Below are 13887 nucleotides of genomic sequence, written 5' to 3'. Positions count from 1 at the left end.
ATGTTGTATTCGCCATGCCCCGTCCGCCCCGTCCCGCTTCCCGTCGCCCTGGCGCGAAGCCTCAAGCCAATGCCCCGCGTCGTGTCGCCAAGGCACCGCCGGCCGAGCCGAAGCTGATCCTGTTCAACAAACCCTTCGACGTGCTGACGCAATTCAGCGACGGTGAAGGGCGGGCGACGCTCAAGGACTTTATCGACGTGCCTGGTATCTACCCGGCCGGGCGGCTGGATCGCGACAGCGAAGGGTTGCTGTTGTTGACCAACGATGGGCAACTGCAGGCGCGCATCGCCGACCCCCGGCATAAGCTGGCCAAGACCTATTGGGTGCAAGTAGAGGGTGAGCCGAGCGCCGAGCAATTGCAGCGTTTGCGCGAGGGGGTGGAGCTGAACGACGGCATGACCTTGCCGGCCGAGGCTCGTCAGTTGGATGAGCCGGCGTTGTGGCCGCGCAACCCGCCGGTGCGTTTTCGCCTCAGCGTGCCCACGAGCTGGCTGGAGCTGGTGATCCGTGAAGGGCGCAATCGCCAGGTGCGCCGCATGACGGCGGCGGTCGGCTTGCCGACCCTGCGGCTGGTGCGGGTCAGGATCGGTGACTGGACCCTCGAAGGGCTCGATCAGGGCCAGTGGAAGGAAGTGCCGGCGCGCTTATAACGCCCCGGTTTCGATCAGGCCGATCACCACGCTCTTGATGACGAACGCCGCGACGCCCAGACCCAGCACGAAAAACAGGATGAACGAGCCGAAACGCCCGGCCTTGGATTTTTTCGCCAGGTCCCAGACGATGAAACCCATGAAAATGATCAGGATGCTGACCAGGCCGGTCATCATCCACTCTTCGAAAACAGCAGGATCCATCAGGACACTCCGGCGTAAGCGGGGTTGAAAAGTCGCGGCGAGTATAAGGCATGAGGCGCGGGCGCGGGATTGGCCTGCGGCGGTGTGTCGCAGCTATCCATCGGCTGACGCGTTGTGGCGAGGGAGCAAGCTCCCCCGCCACAACAGCGGTCAGCTGCGCAGGTGAGTCAACGGCAGCTCGGTGCTGTTGAGTACCTGGTTCAGCACGAAGCTTGACCGCACGCTGGTGACGCCATCGATCCGGGTCAGGTGCCCCAGCAGCAGTTTCTGGTAGTGGTCCATGTCCGGCACCACCACCTTGAGCTGGTAGTCTGCGTCCATGCCGGTCACCAGGCTGCATTCCAGCACCTGGGGCAGGTTGCGGATCGCCGCTTCGAAGTTTTCGAAACGTTCGGGGGTGTGACGATCCATGCCGATCAGCACATAGGCCGTCAGGCTCAGGCCGAGCATCTTGCGGTCGAGCAGGGCGACCTGGCGGGTGATGTAGCCGTCGTCTTCCAATTGCTTGACCCGCCGCGAGCAGGGCGAGGGCGACAGGCCGATGCGCTCGGCCAGTTCCTGATTGGAGATGCGTGCATCGCGCTGCAATTCCGCCAGAATACTCAGGTCGTATCGGTCGAGTTTGCTCATCGGTCGGGCCTTTATCTGGATAATTGCGGAATATTATCTATCCAGGGCTAAAAATTGCGCAAGCCATGTTTATTTGAGCAATATTCGCAATCATCTGTCGGCGCCCCAGGCCTATCCTTATCACCAAGATCACTGCTCGGACAAACAGTCCAGTGCAGCCCGCCCAATCCGGCCGGCTGCGGTCGCAGCACCCACCGGTGACTGGCAGACCCCCGAGCTGCACACTGTCCAGAAGACGGCGTGAGGTGAGCCGACGTCAAAAGCGTCGAGCACGGACTAGATTCTCAAGGGGAGGCCGACGGGCCTCCCTTTTTTATTGAGCGCAGATTCTGTTTTGGCTAGGGGGCGTCATAGCCGCAGGAGCGCAGGCGCTGGCGGGTCAGGCGTTTGTCCGGGTAATCGGCACCCCAATTGAGGTGCTGGTCATAGCGGGATTTGACGTGGGCGCAGGCGGCTTTGATTTTTTCCTCAGCCTCGGCCAGGGCGGCATCGGACAGACGATTGATTTTCAGGCTCTGGAAGAATGGCAGGATAAAGGCCTGATCCAGGTCATAGCCCTTGGTGCCTTCGGCCAAGCGTTGGCCGGCGCTGACCGAGAACGGCTGTTTCAGGCCGCTCTGGTTTTCCCAGCACCAGTAGGTGACGTCCTCTTCCCAGGTATCCGTCGGGCTGTGCCATATGTCGTAGAAGCGCAGGCATCGCATGCCTTGCCGGGTGACCCACTCGATCTCTTCGGGGCGTGCCTTGCTTGGGGTGAGGTCCATCAGGGCGAGTTTGTTTTGCAGGAACTGTTCAGGAGCATAGAGCGCTCCTTCGTCCTTGCCATCGAGCAGGCCTTCGACGGTGATCCAGCGCGATGAGGCCAGCACGACGAGGTCGTTGGAGCGATAGCTGCCGCTGGCACTCGCCGACTGAATGTCGCGGACCTTGTCATAGTTGAAGCCGCTTTTGACCGTGCCGCACGGCGTGTGCCGCAATGGCCCTGGCAAGTCATAGGAGAAGCGTGGGCTCAAGGTGACCCTTTGCTCCCCGACTTCACACAGCATCCGGCTTAGCCGCCGATCATCTTCATGCACCAGCGGTGTGCGCCCGCAGCCCCACAAGGCCGTGAGTAACAGCGCCAAAGCAACAAACCTAATCTCCAACACGAAGGCCTGTATGACGGGGGCTCGTTCTCGTGCGGATGAAACTGACATACCTTCACTCCCTTGATAGTTCGCTGCGGCGGACGCCGGCTGGCGCTTTCGGCGAATAGAACCGTTCCTGTCGTCGACGAAATCGGCGGGTATCTTAAACCCCGGGGGCAGAGCGGCAAATGCCTGCTAAATAAAGCCTGTGGCTGATAACCTGTCGCAGAACCGGCCTGGGGTTTCCCAGTCTTATCATCAGGCCCTGAACCGTCGTGAGGAATAACATGAAGTCGCGCATCTGGCGTTTGGCAGGTGTTGGTCTGTTGTGGGCAAGTGTCAGTGCGCAGGGAATGGCCGATGATCAGCAAAACCGCGGAGGCCCGGACGGCGGCCGCGGCTACGATCCGCGCGGCGGCAACGACCAGGGCCACATTGAGCAACCCCGGCCCCGGAACAACGAGATCATCCGAGGCGACAACAGCCGGCAGTTCGAGCCGGGTGCCCAGCGCCAGGGCGGCCCCTCCTATGATCGAGGGCCCCGTGACCCCAATGGCTACGGCCGGCCGCCGTCGCCGCCGGGCAATAACTTACCGATCCAGGGGCGACCCGACAGCGTGAACCAGACCCGTGAACCGCAACCGGGGTATTACCGCGATATCCCGCGTCGCGGCGATGGCTATCCCAACGGCGGGCCACGTCCAAGCCATGACAACCGCCCTGAACAGCATTGGCCCGGTCGCCCGGACGGGCACGGCAATGGCTGGGGCCCAGGCCCGCAATATCGCCCGGGGTACGTGATCGACCGTTTCCCGGATCGCAACTACCGCGTGCCCTATCGCGGCCAGGATTACTTCTATTCGGGCGGCTATTGGTACCGTCCCCAGGGGCCACGCTACATCGTGGTCGAGCCGCCACGGGGCATCCGTACCCGTTACCTGCCTGACTACGCCAGGGAAGTGTGGATCGGCAGTTCGCTGTTCTTTCTCGCCGCTGGCGCCTATTACGTCTATGAGGCCAACACCCGGGATTACGTCGTGGTCGAGCCGCCGGTGGCCAACCCGCAGCCTCAACCCCAGGGCAACAGCTACGACGTGGTGGCGTATCCGGCCAACGGCCAGTCACCCGAGCAGGTCAACCAGGACGGCTACGACTGTTATCGCTGGGCGGTGCAGCAGAGTGGTTTCGACCCGCGCAACTACACCTATCCACCAGCGCCGGAGGTAGTGCAGACCTACCGGCAGGCCCAAGGCAGTTGCCTGAGCAGCCGTGGTTACCAGGTGAGTTACTGAAGCGTCAGCGCCCTTTGTGGCGAGGGAGTGTGCTCCCTCGCCACAGGCGGCGCATCAGGCCCTCGCGCCCTTGACCACTTCCGACGGGTCGGCGTGCACCAGCACTTCGGCCTTGGGGTAAGCGCGATGGATGGCGTCGGCGGCCTGGTCGCTGATTTCGTGGGCGATGGACAGGGTCAACTCGCCCGGCAGTTCCAGGTGCAACTGCACGAACCAGTGGTTGCCCGAGATCCGCGTGCGCAGGTCATGGGCGCCCAGCACGCCGGGTACGGCGCAGGCCAGCTCCAGCATGTGCTGGCTGACATCCGGCGGCAGTTCTTCATCCATCAGCACCGCAAAGCTTTCCCGGCCGATCTGGATGGCGCTCCACAAAATGTAGGCGGCAATGCCCAGGCCGAACCAGGCGTCGAGTTGGTACCAGCCGAACCCGGCGAGCACCAGGGCGATCAGGATGCTGCCGTTGAGCAACAGGTCGGAGCGATAGTGTAGCGAGTCGGCACGCACGGCGTTGGAGCCGGTGGCGCGAATGACCCGATGTTGCAGCGCCAGCAGTGCCACGGTCAGCGCCAGGGAAAACACGATTACGCCAACGCTGAGCCAGGGCGCCTCCACCGGGACAGGCTGCTTCAGGCGCTCGATGGCCTGCAATGCGATCAATACGGCACTGCCGCCGATGAACAGCGCCTGGGCCATGCCGGCCAGGGATTCGGCCTTGCCGTGTCCGTAGCGATGGTCATCGTCGGCGGGGCGCAGGGCGTAATGCACCGCCAGCAGATTGAGCAGCGAGGTGACGCCGTCCAGTGCCGAATCGGTCAGGCCGGCGAGCATGCTCACCGAACCGCTCAGCCACCAGGCCAGCGCCTTGGCGATCACCAGGATCAGCGCCACGGCCACCGAGGCACGGGTGGCCAGGCGCAGCAGGCGCGCGTGTTCAGTCGCCGTGGTCATGGCGCGATCGCTCCTTCAATGGCGCCCTTCATGCGGCGGGCTTGAGACCGAGCGCGGCCAGTTGCTGTGCGCTGCCCTTGTGCTGGATCAGTCGCGGGTCGTCCAGTGGGAAACTGCGGCCCAGTTCGCGTTCCAAGATCGCCTGCAACACGTGGTTATTGACTGTGCCATCGGGGTTGATGGCCGGCTTGAGTTTTTCTGGCTCGATCTGGACGCTTTTGCCCGGCTCGAAGTAAATGGCGCCGGTGGCGAAATCCACCGCGAACGCGATCAGGCCGGGAATGATGTAGAACAGCAGGCCGACGGCATCGAGCGCGGCAATCGCCGGGTCGATCTTGCCGTCGATCTGGCCACGGCGGTCGGGGTAGAAGATCGAGCCGCAGGCGCTGAGCTGGGTCAGCAGGGTGGCGACCAGGACGCCGCCGATCACGCGAAAGGGAATACGCATCACAATCTCCTGAGCAGATAAAGGCGTTGCTGGTTGGAGTCCAGACCACGCTAAACAGTTCGCCGTTATACTCGGCCCTCTGTTTTGGAGCCAGCATGATTTCTTTGCCGATCGATGAAGTTTTACCTGCCCTGCGCCAAGCCTTGGCGTCCCGCCATGAAGCCGTGCTCGAAGCGCCGCCCGGTGCCGGTAAAACCACCCGTGTTCCCTTGGCCTTGCTGGACGAGCCCTGGCTGGCCGGGCAGACCATCCTTATGCTCGAACCGCGGCGCCTGGCCGCCCGGGCAGCGGCCGAGCGCCTGGCCAGCGAGCTGGGGGAAAAGGTCGGTGAAACGGTCGGCTACCGGATCCGCCTGGACAGCAAGGTGGGGCCCAGGACCCGCATCGAAGTGGTCACCGAAGGCATCCTCACCCGGCGCTTGCAGGACGACCCGGCGTTGGAAGGCGTGGGGCTGCTGATTTTCGATGAGTTCCACGAACGCAGCCTCGACGCCGACCTGGCCCTGGCCTTGAGCCTCAATGGCCGGGAGCTGTTTCGCGACGACCAGCCGCTGAAGATCTTGCTGATGTCCGCCACCCTCGAAGGCGAGCGCCTGGCCGGGCTGCTGGGCGATGCGCCGATCCTGCGCAGCGAAGGGCGCATGTTCCCGGTCACGGTGCGTTGGGGGCGTCCGTTCCAGCCGGGCGAGTACATCGAGCCACGCCTGGTGCAGACCGTGCTGGAAGCGCTGCACGATGAAACCGGCAGCGTGCTGGTGTTCCTGCCCGGGCAAGCGGAGATCCGCCGGGTTCACCAGCAGTTGGCCGACGCCCTGGGCGAGGGCGGCAATGTCTTGCTGTGTCCCTTGCACGGTGAACTGGATCTTGCGGCCCAACGCGCCGCCATCGACCCCGCGCCGCCGGGCCAGCGCAAAGTGGTGCTGGCGACCAACATTGCCGAGACCAGCCTGACCATCAATGGCGTGCGGGTGGTGGTCGATGCCGGCCTGGCTCGCGTCCCGCGTTTCGATCCGGGCAGCGGCATGACCCGGCTCGACACCCAGCGCATCTCCCGCGCCAGCGCCACCCAGCGGGCCGGCCGGGCGGGGCGCCTGGAGCCGGGGGCGTGCTATCGGTTGTGGTCCGAAGACCAGCACGAACAATTGGCCGCCTACGCCAGCGCGGAGATTCTCTCGGCGGACCTGGCCGGGTTGGCCCTGCAACTGGGCCGCTGGGGCATGGCGCCGCAGCAACTGGTGTGGCTCGACAGCCCGCCGGCCGCGGCTTATGCCCAGGCCCAGGACCTGCTGCAACGACTGGGCGCGCTGGAGGGCGAACAATTGACCCGCCACGGCCAAGCCATGGCCGAACTGCCTGCCCACCCGCGTATCGCCCATTTGCTGCTGCGCGGCCAGGCGCTGGGGCTGGCGGACATGGCCTGCAACGTCGCCGCACTGTTGGGGGAGCGCGACATTCTCCGCGGCGCGGGCGCGGACTTGCACAGTCGCCTGGTGTTGCTCTCCGGCGAAGAACGGGCGACTCGCAGTGCCCAGGGCGGCGTGCAGCGGGCGCGGCAACTGGCCCGGCAATATCGCGGTTATTTACGGGGCAAGGCCGAACAAGCCGTCGCCGATCCTGATCACCCACGCTGGCTCGGCGCCTTGCTGGCGCTGGCCTATCCGGACCGCGTCGCGCAACAGCGGCGGCCCGGCGGCGCGGAATATCGTTTGGCCAACGGCCGCGCGGCACAGTTCGCCGAGGCCGACAGCCTGATGAAACACGCGTGGCTGGTGGTCGCCGACCTGGGCAGTCGCCAGGGCCAGCGCGAAGAACGGATCTACCTGGCGACGGATATTGACCCGGCGCTGTTTGACTCGGTGCTGGCCGAGCAGGTGCGCACCGTGGATCAACTGGACTGGGACGAGCGCGAAGGCGTGCTGCGTGCCGAGCGCCAGCGCAAGGTCGGCGAACTGGTGCTCAGTCGCGAGCCGCTGACCGGCCTGGACGAGGCGGCGCGCAGTCAGGCGTTGGTGAACCTGGTGCGGCGCAAGGGCCTGGAACTGTTGCCCTGGACCCCGGAACTGCGCCAGTGGCAGGCGCGGGTGGCGCTGTTGCGCCGGCTCGACCTGGAGGCCAAGGGCGAGAGCGAATGGCCGGACGTCAGCGACGGGGCATTGCTGGACAGCCTCGAAGACTGGCTGATGCCGTACCTGGGACGGGTGTCGCGCCTCAGTCATTTTGCCAACCTGGACCTCTCGAGTATCGTCCACAACCGGTTGCCCTGGCCGCTGCCGCAACGCTTGGATGAACTGGCACCGCACCATCTGAGCGTGCCTTCGGGGTCGTCGATCCGCCTGGACTACAGCGAGCACCCGCCGATCCTGGCGGTGCGCCTGCAGGAGCTGTTCGGCCTGGCGGACACCCCGCGCATCGCCGGTGGCCGCCAGGTCGTCAAGCTGCACCTGCTGTCACCGGCGCGCCGGCCGGTGCAGGTCACCCAGGATCTGGCGAACTTCTGGCGCAGCACCTACGCCGAGGTGAAGAAAGACCTCAAGGGCCGTTACCCCAAGCATTACTGGCCTGACGATCCGCTGGTGGCGGAGGCGACGGCGCGGGCCAAGCCGCGCAAGGCCTGACGATGCGTCGGCGTTGGATTCAAGCAGGCTTCGCGGCAGGCGGCTGGCTCAGGTGCCTTTCCACGATGTCTGCAATCAAGAGGCCTATTTTCTCGGAGAAGGTCACCGAGAGTTGGCCGTTGGTGTATTGGAGCCTGGCCGGGGCGAGCGATTCGTCGCTTTCGGTCACCCCTTTTGCCACCGCATAGCCGTTGATCGAGACCGTCAGGCGCACTCTCTTGACGGACAAGCCATCGCCAAAATCCTTTTGCAGGACGTCCGCCGGGACGGCTCCTGAAATCCTGGGGTCCGACAGCGGTGAACCGGCCTGCCTGTCGTAATGGTTGAAGAAGCGCTCGATGAGTACCCCGTCCGCCCGCTCGAAAGTGAATGTCAGGTTGTCGAACAGCCTCTGCGGGTCGAAGGCCTGGGTGCGCAGGCAGAACGTCAGGACCTTCAGGATGATCTGCGAGCCTTTGAAGAGAGGATCGCCGGCGGGCGGGTGAACGGTTTCGCAAAAATGCAGCCGGGTCAGGTACAGGCAATCGTCCTTGACGAGGATGTTCAGGTCGATTCTGGGCGGCATGGTTTTTATCCCGGCCGCTGCGATGCCATACCATTCGTAGAAGCCACCGAACCTGTCATGGATAGGGGTGTTGGGCCTGCGCCCGTTGTTGATGTCGGATTCGTAGTAGAGCATGTCGGAACACACGGACTCCGCCAGTTCTTCAGTCGGCGAAATGTGTGCCCAGTCCCAATGCTGGATGGACGTGAAGCGTTGGTCTTCGGTTTGAATCTTGCTTTTGAGGTGGTGCGTCCCAGAGCCGGCCAGGTAGCAGGTGCCAAAGTGCTCGGTGGTCACCGTGGCTTCGGGGCGGTGGACATAGGCGCGCCGGCCGCCTTGTCCATCCAGCAGCACGCCCAGCATGTGGAAGGCGCTCGCGGTCGCGCCCATGCTCATCAGGACCTGATCGATCATGGCCGCCTCAATCAGCGCGTCGGGTTGATAGCCGAGCTTGATCTCGATGGATTGTGATAACGCCACCCAGAATTCATAGGCCGACCGGCAATCCCCGGCAAAGGCGAGCATGCCGCTGTGGTTCGGCAGGAGGTAGGTTTTACGCCCCATGCGGGCGATATGGAACGGCCCGTCCTGGTCATGCCAGTCAGTCGGTATCAGCCCCAGCGAAGGCACCCAGACAGACATTGATTGGCGCTTGTCCGGCCCGTCGGCGCTGATCAGGCAATCGGCGATCAAGTGGGGGTCGTGCTCAGGGTTGATCAGCGCGATGACGGTCATGGTGAGTTCTCCAGGTGAGTCCGATCAGTGGGGCGTGCATTCCATGGGCGGCTGTCAGGGCTGGCGGAGTGGCTAGGGGGCGGTCGGCAACAGAAACCGTGCAATCACCGGCAGATGGTCCGATATCCGCAACGTGTCGTCCTGGCGTACCTGGGCTTCGACCCGCTTGATCCGCGGGCTGTAGAACAGGTAGTCGACGGTGCGGTCGGGGCCGTTGAGGCCCGGGTCGTTCGGGTAGTGGGTCAACCAGTGCTCGCGGTCGATGCCGCTGGCTTCGTTGTTGGTGGGGATCATCGGGTACTTGTCCCACAGCAGGTGCAGGGCGCTGTCGGCGGAGTAGGGCGTGCGCTGTTCTACCGGCAGGCGTCGGTACTGGCCGAGGGGCAGCAGGTTGAAATCGCCGCCGATCAGCCACGGCGTGCCGGACGATTCGAGTTTGTCCAAGGCCCTGGCCACGGCGGCCACTTGCCGGGGCAAGGTCTCGTCCGGTTCGGTGGCCCGTTCCAGGTGGGTGTTGAGTACTGCCAGGCGACCACCGTCCTTGAGCGCCAGGTAGCTCACCAGCAGGGCGTTCTTGGGTTGGAACTGGCGACTGATGAAGTTGGCATCGGCCACCGGCAGTTGCACCCGTTCGGCGTGGTCGATGCGATAGCGGCTCAGCGTCGCCAGTTGTCGACCGACACTGCCGAAGATATGCGGGTCGGGGATGAACTCGGCCTTCCAGTCGAAGGCGCTGGTGGCGCAGGGGTAGAGATCGGCCAGGCGTTCCTGCAACAGCTTGAGCTGATCCTGGTAGTCGCTGGCCTTGGCGCCATGGTCCAGTTCCTGGAGCAGGACGATGTCCGGTTGCTCGTCGCGAATGACCCGTGCCACTTCATCGAGGCTGAAGGCCATGTCTTCCAGGGTCGGGCTTTCGTCGTCGCCCTGGGCCAGGTCGTGCCAGAACACGTAGCGCTTGCCGGCCAGGAACTGCACGTTCCAGGTCATCACCTTCAAGGCCTGGCCGGGCATCAGTGGCGCTGCGTTGGCGGCGCAACTGACCGGCAGGGTTTCCCGGGGGTGTGGGCGCCAGGTCGAACCGTAGATCGCCAGGGCGGCCAGGCACAGGATCGACAGCAGGCCCAGCAGGGTATAGCGCAGTAGACGGGTCATGGCTCAGCTTATGGGCGAACGCAAAAGTGAGCCCGAGCATAACCGAGAGCGGTTCCCAAGCCCAAGCCCGGGACTTGCGCCGCGTGGCTCAGCGGTTCTCGGGCCTTGCTTCGAGCAGCATGAAGATGCGGAACAACACCACGCTGGTGAACAGTTGCAGGAAGCTGTGGACGCTGTCGATCAACAGGCTGATAACCGGGTTCAGGGGGCCCGGATACGCCGAGACACTGGCGCCCTTGAGCAACCACAGCGGCGCCATCACACAGAGAATGCAGGTCAGGATCCGCCAGAAATTGCCGCGGCTCATGGCCAGGCTTTCCTTCATGGCGGCCAGCGGCGTGAGGCCCCTGAGTACCAGCAGGTATTCGCTGAAGGCCAGGGTCACCATCAGCCACAGGCCCGGCAGGAAGTACAAGGTAATGCCCACCAGGATCAGCAGCGTGTTGAGGGCGGTCAACAAGGCAAAGCGTGGCCACAGGGTCAGTGCCGTGGCGAGCAGGTCGCGCGGGCGTGGCGTCTCGCCGCGGCTGCGGGCGTCGAGAAACAGAATCAGCGCGGCGGTGTAGAGCGGGTACACCAGCAGCCCGACGATCACGCTGTAGCCGGGAAAGCCTTCCGGGCCGACGGCGCTGTCCACGCCTTGCTGCAGCAGGGCCTCAAGTATGACCAAGGGCAGGCACAGCTGGGCGATCCGGCCCAGATGGCGCTTGGAGAAATACAAAGAGTCGCGCAGCACGTCAAACGGATTCATGGTCGCATCGCAGGTCTAAAAGCGGTCCGACACTTTAACCGATCAGGTGCCCGCACAAGCAAACGTAAACATCTGGTAAAGACCGTTGAAACCGTCCAGGCCAGCCCCATTACTGATGGGCACCGGTCGTGTGATCGGAATGGTTTTCTACCCGGCAATCTGATGAGGTCGCCATGAACAGCGAAGAACAAACCCTGATCGATGGACTGTTTTCACGGCTGCAACAGGCCGAAAAGGATTCAGCCCCGCGCGACGCCCAGGCCGAGGCGCGGATCAAGGAACACCTGGCGAGCCAGCCCGCCGCGGGCTATTTCATGGCCCAGGCGATTCTGGTGCAGGAGGCCGCGATCAAGCGTCTGGATGAGCAGAACCGGCAGCTCGCCCAGCAAGTCGAGCAATTGCAGGCCGAGCTGCAGCAGGCCCGGAGCCAGGCGTCGGCGCCGGCCGGCGGCGGGGGCTTTCTGTCGAGTATTTTCGGTGGCAGCAACCGGGACTCACGCCCTGCACCTGCTCCAAGCGCTCCGGTCTCCGGCGGCTGGCGTGAACCGGGGCGGCCTTCGTTCAATTCGGCCCCGCCCCAACAGGGCTTCAGCGCGCCGCCTTCGGGCTACGGCGCCCCGCAACAGCAGGCCCCGGCAGCCAGCAGTTTCCTCGGCGGTGCGCTGAAAACCGCTGCGGGCGTAGCCGGTGGCGTCATGCTGGCCCAAGGCATCAGCAGCTTGTTCCACAGCGGCCAGCAGCCGCAGGAAATCGTCGAGGTCATCAAGGAAGAGCCCGCTCAACCGGTCAATGACACCGGTGACAACGGCTGGGGCGAGGACCAACGTGTGGCCGATAACCAGGCCTATGGCAACGATTCGGATGGTTTCAGCGACGCCGACTACAGCGACGACGGATCCTTCTTCGGCGACGACGACTCCTTCGTCTGACCTGCCATTCGTCCGGGGCGCCCTGGCGCCTCGGGCCGATTATTCGCGGAACATTCCCCTTGGCTGGCATACTGGCGACCTTTCGGGCCAGATGGCCTGCGCTTGTGCAGCCAAGAGGAAACGCGGTGAAGAAAATTGCAGTGTTCGCCGATGTCCAGAACCTCTACTACACGGTGCGCCAGGCCTACGGTTGTCACTTCAACTACGCCGCGCTGTGGGCCGATGTCAGCAAGCAGGGGCAGATCGTCGAGGCCTATGCCTATGCGATCGACCGTGGCGACAGCAAGCAGCAGCAGTTCCAGCAGATCCTGCGCAATCTGGGCTTCACCGTGAAGCTCAAGCCCTACATCCAGCGCAGCGACGGCTCGGCCAAGGGCGATTGGGACGTGGGCATCACGCTGGACATCATGGACGCCGCCGACCATGTCGATGAAGTGGTGCTGGCCTCCGGCGATGGCGATTTCGACATGCTGCTCGAACGCATCATCAGCAAGCATGGCGTGCAGGCGGTGGCCTATGGCGTGCCGGGACTGACCGCCAACTCGTTGATCCGCGCCGCCAGCCGCTACGTGCCCATCGAAGGCGCGTTGTTGCTCAAGAATTGATTTTTACGGAGTTCAGCAGGTTTGGAACGCATCGCAGTCATCGACTTTGAAACCACCGGCATCACCCCCAGCAGCAGTTGCCGGGCCACCGAGATTGCCGTGGTGATCCTCGAGCAGGGCCGGATTGTCGACCGTTACCAGAGCCTGATGAATGCCGGTGTGCGCGTTCCGGCCTTCATCGAGCAACTGACCGGCATCAGCAACGCCATGCTGCGCAGCGCCCCGCCGGCCGAGAAGGTGATGAACGAGGTCAATGAGTTTGTCGGCATCACGCCGCTGCTGGCTCATAACGCCGCCTTCGACCAGAAGTTCTGGGACTTCGAACTGGGACGAATCAAGCGCACCCGCCTGCAGAACTTCGCCTGCTCGTTGCTGCTGGCCCGGCGCCTGATGCCGGCTGCGCCGAACCACAAGCTCGGCACACTCAACACCTTCGCCGGCCTGCCCCACACCGGCCAGGCGCACCGGGCCATGGCCGACGCCGAAATGGCCGCCAACCTCACCGCGCACCTGGCCTCGGAACTGCGGCAAAAGCATGGGTTGCAGACGTTGTCCCATGATCTGTTGTGCCGCTTGCAGAAAGTGCCGGCGGCCAAGATCAATGAGCATCTCAAGCGCCATCGCGGATTCTGAACACACCACAGAACCCTTGTGGGAGCGGGCTTGATCCTTATTTCCCGTTGCCTTCCAACTGCCCCAGTGGCACACGCTTTTCAATGGCGCTGGACAGCACGATCGAGGTCTTGCTGAAGCCGAACTTGGCGATGCGGTTGATCAGTGCTTCCAGCTCCGGCATCGAGCCCACTGCTGCCTGCATGATCACGCAGGGGTCGCCGGTTACCCGGTGGCATTCGGTCAGTTGGGGGATCTTGCACAAGTCGTCGTATGCCTTCTGGTTGCCGTGCTGGTTCATCCGCAGTTCGATCACGCACTGCACCGGCAGGCCGATCTTCGCCATGTCGACCTTGGCCTGATAGCCGGTGATCACCCCGCTGGCCTCCAGCTTGCTGACGCGCTCGGCCACGGCCGGCGCCGACAGGTTCACTTTGCGGGCCAGGTCGGCGTAGGAAGCCCGGCCGTTTTCCAACAGGGCGGCGAGCAACATGCGGTCGTATTTATCCACGGGCAGGGCGTCCAACTGAGATGACTTTCGAAAGCACGGTTTATAGCGTCGATCTCCTTGTTTTGAAAAGTGTATGGCTGCGATAAACAGGTTTTGTAGCTTATTTTCCGCTCGTCGCCTTTCTAGAATAGCGG

The 13887-nt window shown here is 63.8% G+C and carries 15 protein-coding genes; 6 read left to right on the top strand and 9 right to left on the bottom strand.

Features of this window, described 5'->3' with window-relative positions:
* The first annotated feature begins 14 nt into the window (after positions 1-14).
* Entirely contained in the window at positions 15-650 is a 636-nt protein-coding gene (locus tag V5F23_RS24365; RefSeq protein ID WP_042732666.1) for a pseudouridine synthase, read from the top strand.
* On the opposite strand, the gene V5F23_RS24360 is transcribed toward V5F23_RS24365, so the two are convergent.
* The 3 genes from V5F23_RS24360 to V5F23_RS24350 form a co-directional block, all read right to left on the bottom strand.
* On the bottom strand, positions 645-854 hold the full coding sequence (locus V5F23_RS24360) for a DUF2788 domain-containing protein (RefSeq protein ID WP_042732667.1): 210 nt from the start codon (positions 852-854) through the stop codon (positions 645-647). The genes V5F23_RS24365 and V5F23_RS24360 overlap by 6 nt on opposite strands.
* A 150-nt stretch (positions 855-1004) precedes the next feature.
* Positions 1005-1484, bottom strand: coding sequence for an Lrp/AsnC family transcriptional regulator (locus tag V5F23_RS24355; protein ID WP_025215622.1), 480 nt, complete (start codon positions 1482-1484; stop codon positions 1005-1007).
* A gap of 338 nt (positions 1485-1822) precedes the next feature.
* Positions 1823-2608 (bottom strand): hypothetical protein, encoded by a 786-nt coding sequence (locus tag V5F23_RS24350; protein ID WP_338496846.1) that lies wholly within the window; start codon positions 2606-2608, stop codon positions 1823-1825.
* Positions 2609-2898: 290 nt separating this feature from the next.
* Between V5F23_RS24350 and V5F23_RS24345 the strand changes: the two genes are divergently transcribed.
* Positions 2899-3903, top strand: a complete 1005-nt coding sequence (locus tag V5F23_RS24345) for a DUF6515 family protein (RefSeq protein ID WP_042731235.1) — start codon at positions 2899-2901, stop codon at positions 3901-3903.
* A gap of 54 nt (positions 3904-3957) precedes the next feature.
* Here V5F23_RS24345 and V5F23_RS24340 read toward each other — a convergent pair whose 3' ends face one another.
* On the bottom strand, positions 3958-4851 hold the full coding sequence (locus V5F23_RS24340) for a cation diffusion facilitator family transporter (protein ID WP_123579654.1): 894 nt from the start codon (positions 4849-4851) through the stop codon (positions 3958-3960).
* 28 nt (positions 4852-4879) lie between these two features.
* Positions 4880-5299, bottom strand: a complete 420-nt coding sequence (locus V5F23_RS24335; protein ID WP_042731233.1) for a hypothetical protein — start codon at positions 5297-5299, stop codon at positions 4880-4882.
* A gap of 95 nt (positions 5300-5394) precedes the next feature.
* Between V5F23_RS24335 and hrpB the strand changes: the two genes are divergently transcribed.
* Positions 5395-7914, top strand: a complete 2520-nt coding sequence (hrpB, locus tag V5F23_RS24330; RefSeq protein ID WP_047736328.1) for an ATP-dependent helicase HrpB — start codon at positions 5395-5397, stop codon at positions 7912-7914.
* A 19-nt stretch (positions 7915-7933) separates the two neighbouring features.
* Here the strand turns inward: hrpB and V5F23_RS24325 are convergent, their stop codons facing one another.
* The 3 genes from V5F23_RS24325 to V5F23_RS24315 form a co-directional block, all read right to left on the bottom strand.
* Positions 7934-9151, bottom strand: coding sequence for a hypothetical protein (locus tag V5F23_RS24325; protein WP_338496844.1), 1218 nt, complete (start codon positions 9149-9151; stop codon positions 7934-7936).
* A 114-nt stretch (positions 9152-9265) separates the two neighbouring features.
* Positions 9266-10345 carry an endonuclease/exonuclease/phosphatase family protein gene (locus tag V5F23_RS24320; RefSeq protein WP_042731230.1) on the bottom strand — a complete coding sequence of 360 codons (1080 nt, stop codon included), beginning with the start codon at positions 10343-10345 and terminating at the stop codon, positions 9266-9268.
* 88 nt (positions 10346-10433) lie between these two features.
* Positions 10434-11096 (bottom strand): YciC family protein, encoded by a 663-nt coding sequence (locus V5F23_RS24315; protein WP_338473923.1) that lies wholly within the window; start codon positions 11094-11096, stop codon positions 10434-10436.
* A gap of 173 nt (positions 11097-11269) precedes the next feature.
* On the opposite strand from V5F23_RS24315, the gene V5F23_RS24310 reads away from it, so the two are divergent.
* The 3 genes from V5F23_RS24310 to V5F23_RS24300 all read left to right on the top strand — a co-directional run bounded on the left by V5F23_RS24310 (position 11270) and on the right by V5F23_RS24300 (position 13263).
* Positions 11270-12025 (top strand): DUF2076 domain-containing protein, encoded by a 756-nt coding sequence (locus V5F23_RS24310; RefSeq protein ID WP_338473922.1) that lies wholly within the window; start codon positions 11270-11272, stop codon positions 12023-12025.
* A gap of 125 nt (positions 12026-12150) precedes the next feature.
* Entirely contained in the window at positions 12151-12630 is a 480-nt protein-coding gene (locus V5F23_RS24305; RefSeq protein WP_030140338.1) for an NYN domain-containing protein, read from the top strand.
* Between the two features lie 21 nt (positions 12631-12651).
* A complete protein-coding gene (locus V5F23_RS24300) occupies positions 12652-13263 on the top strand; it encodes a 3'-5' exonuclease (RefSeq protein ID WP_047736323.1) in 612 nt (203 codons plus the stop codon).
* Positions 13264-13300: 37 nt separating this feature from the next.
* Here the strand turns inward: V5F23_RS24300 and V5F23_RS24295 are convergent, their stop codons facing one another.
* Complete coding sequence (locus V5F23_RS24295) at positions 13301-13753, bottom strand: Lrp/AsnC family transcriptional regulator (RefSeq protein WP_042728456.1); 453 nt, start codon at positions 13751-13753, stop codon at positions 13301-13303.
* Positions 13754-13887 lie beyond the last annotated feature (134 nt).

This window comes from Pseudomonas sp. WP18 (assembly GCF_036689585.1).
Lineage (GTDB): Bacteria > Pseudomonadota > Gammaproteobacteria > Pseudomonadales > Pseudomonadaceae > Aquipseudomonas > Aquipseudomonas chlororaphis_E.
This window is presented reverse-complemented; position numbering and strand designations above follow the sequence as displayed.

What these genes read in the sequence shown, in the direction of transcription:
- V5F23_RS24365 (WP_042732666.1), top strand. Translation starts at nt 15, where the DNA reads ATGCCCCGTCCGCCCCGTCCCGCTTCCCGTCGCCCTGGCGCGAAGCCT.
- V5F23_RS24360 (WP_042732667.1), bottom strand. Translation starts at nt 854, where the DNA reads ATGGATCCTGCTGTTTTCGAAGAGTGGATGATGACCGGCCTGGTCAGC.
- V5F23_RS24355 (WP_025215622.1), bottom strand. Translation starts at nt 1,484, where the DNA reads ATGAGCAAACTCGACCGATACGACCTGAGTATTCTGGCGGAATTGCAG.
- V5F23_RS24345 (WP_042731235.1), top strand. Translation starts at nt 2,899, where the DNA reads ATGAAGTCGCGCATCTGGCGTTTGGCAGGTGTTGGTCTGTTGTGGGCA.
- V5F23_RS24340 (WP_123579654.1), bottom strand. Translation starts at nt 4,851, where the DNA reads ATGACCACGGCGACTGAACACGCGCGCCTGCTGCGCCTGGCCACCCGT.
- V5F23_RS24335 (WP_042731233.1), bottom strand. Translation starts at nt 5,299, where the DNA reads ATGCGTATTCCCTTTCGCGTGATCGGCGGCGTCCTGGTCGCCACCCTG.
- hrpB (WP_047736328.1), top strand. Translation starts at nt 5,395, where the DNA reads ATGATTTCTTTGCCGATCGATGAAGTTTTACCTGCCCTGCGCCAAGCC.
- V5F23_RS24320 (WP_042731230.1), bottom strand. Translation starts at nt 10,345, where the DNA reads ATGACCCGTCTACTGCGCTATACCCTGCTGGGCCTGCTGTCGATCCTG.
- V5F23_RS24315 (WP_338473923.1), bottom strand. Translation starts at nt 11,096, where the DNA reads ATGAATCCGTTTGACGTGCTGCGCGACTCTTTGTATTTCTCCAAGCGC.
- V5F23_RS24310 (WP_338473922.1), top strand. Translation starts at nt 11,270, where the DNA reads ATGAACAGCGAAGAACAAACCCTGATCGATGGACTGTTTTCACGGCTG.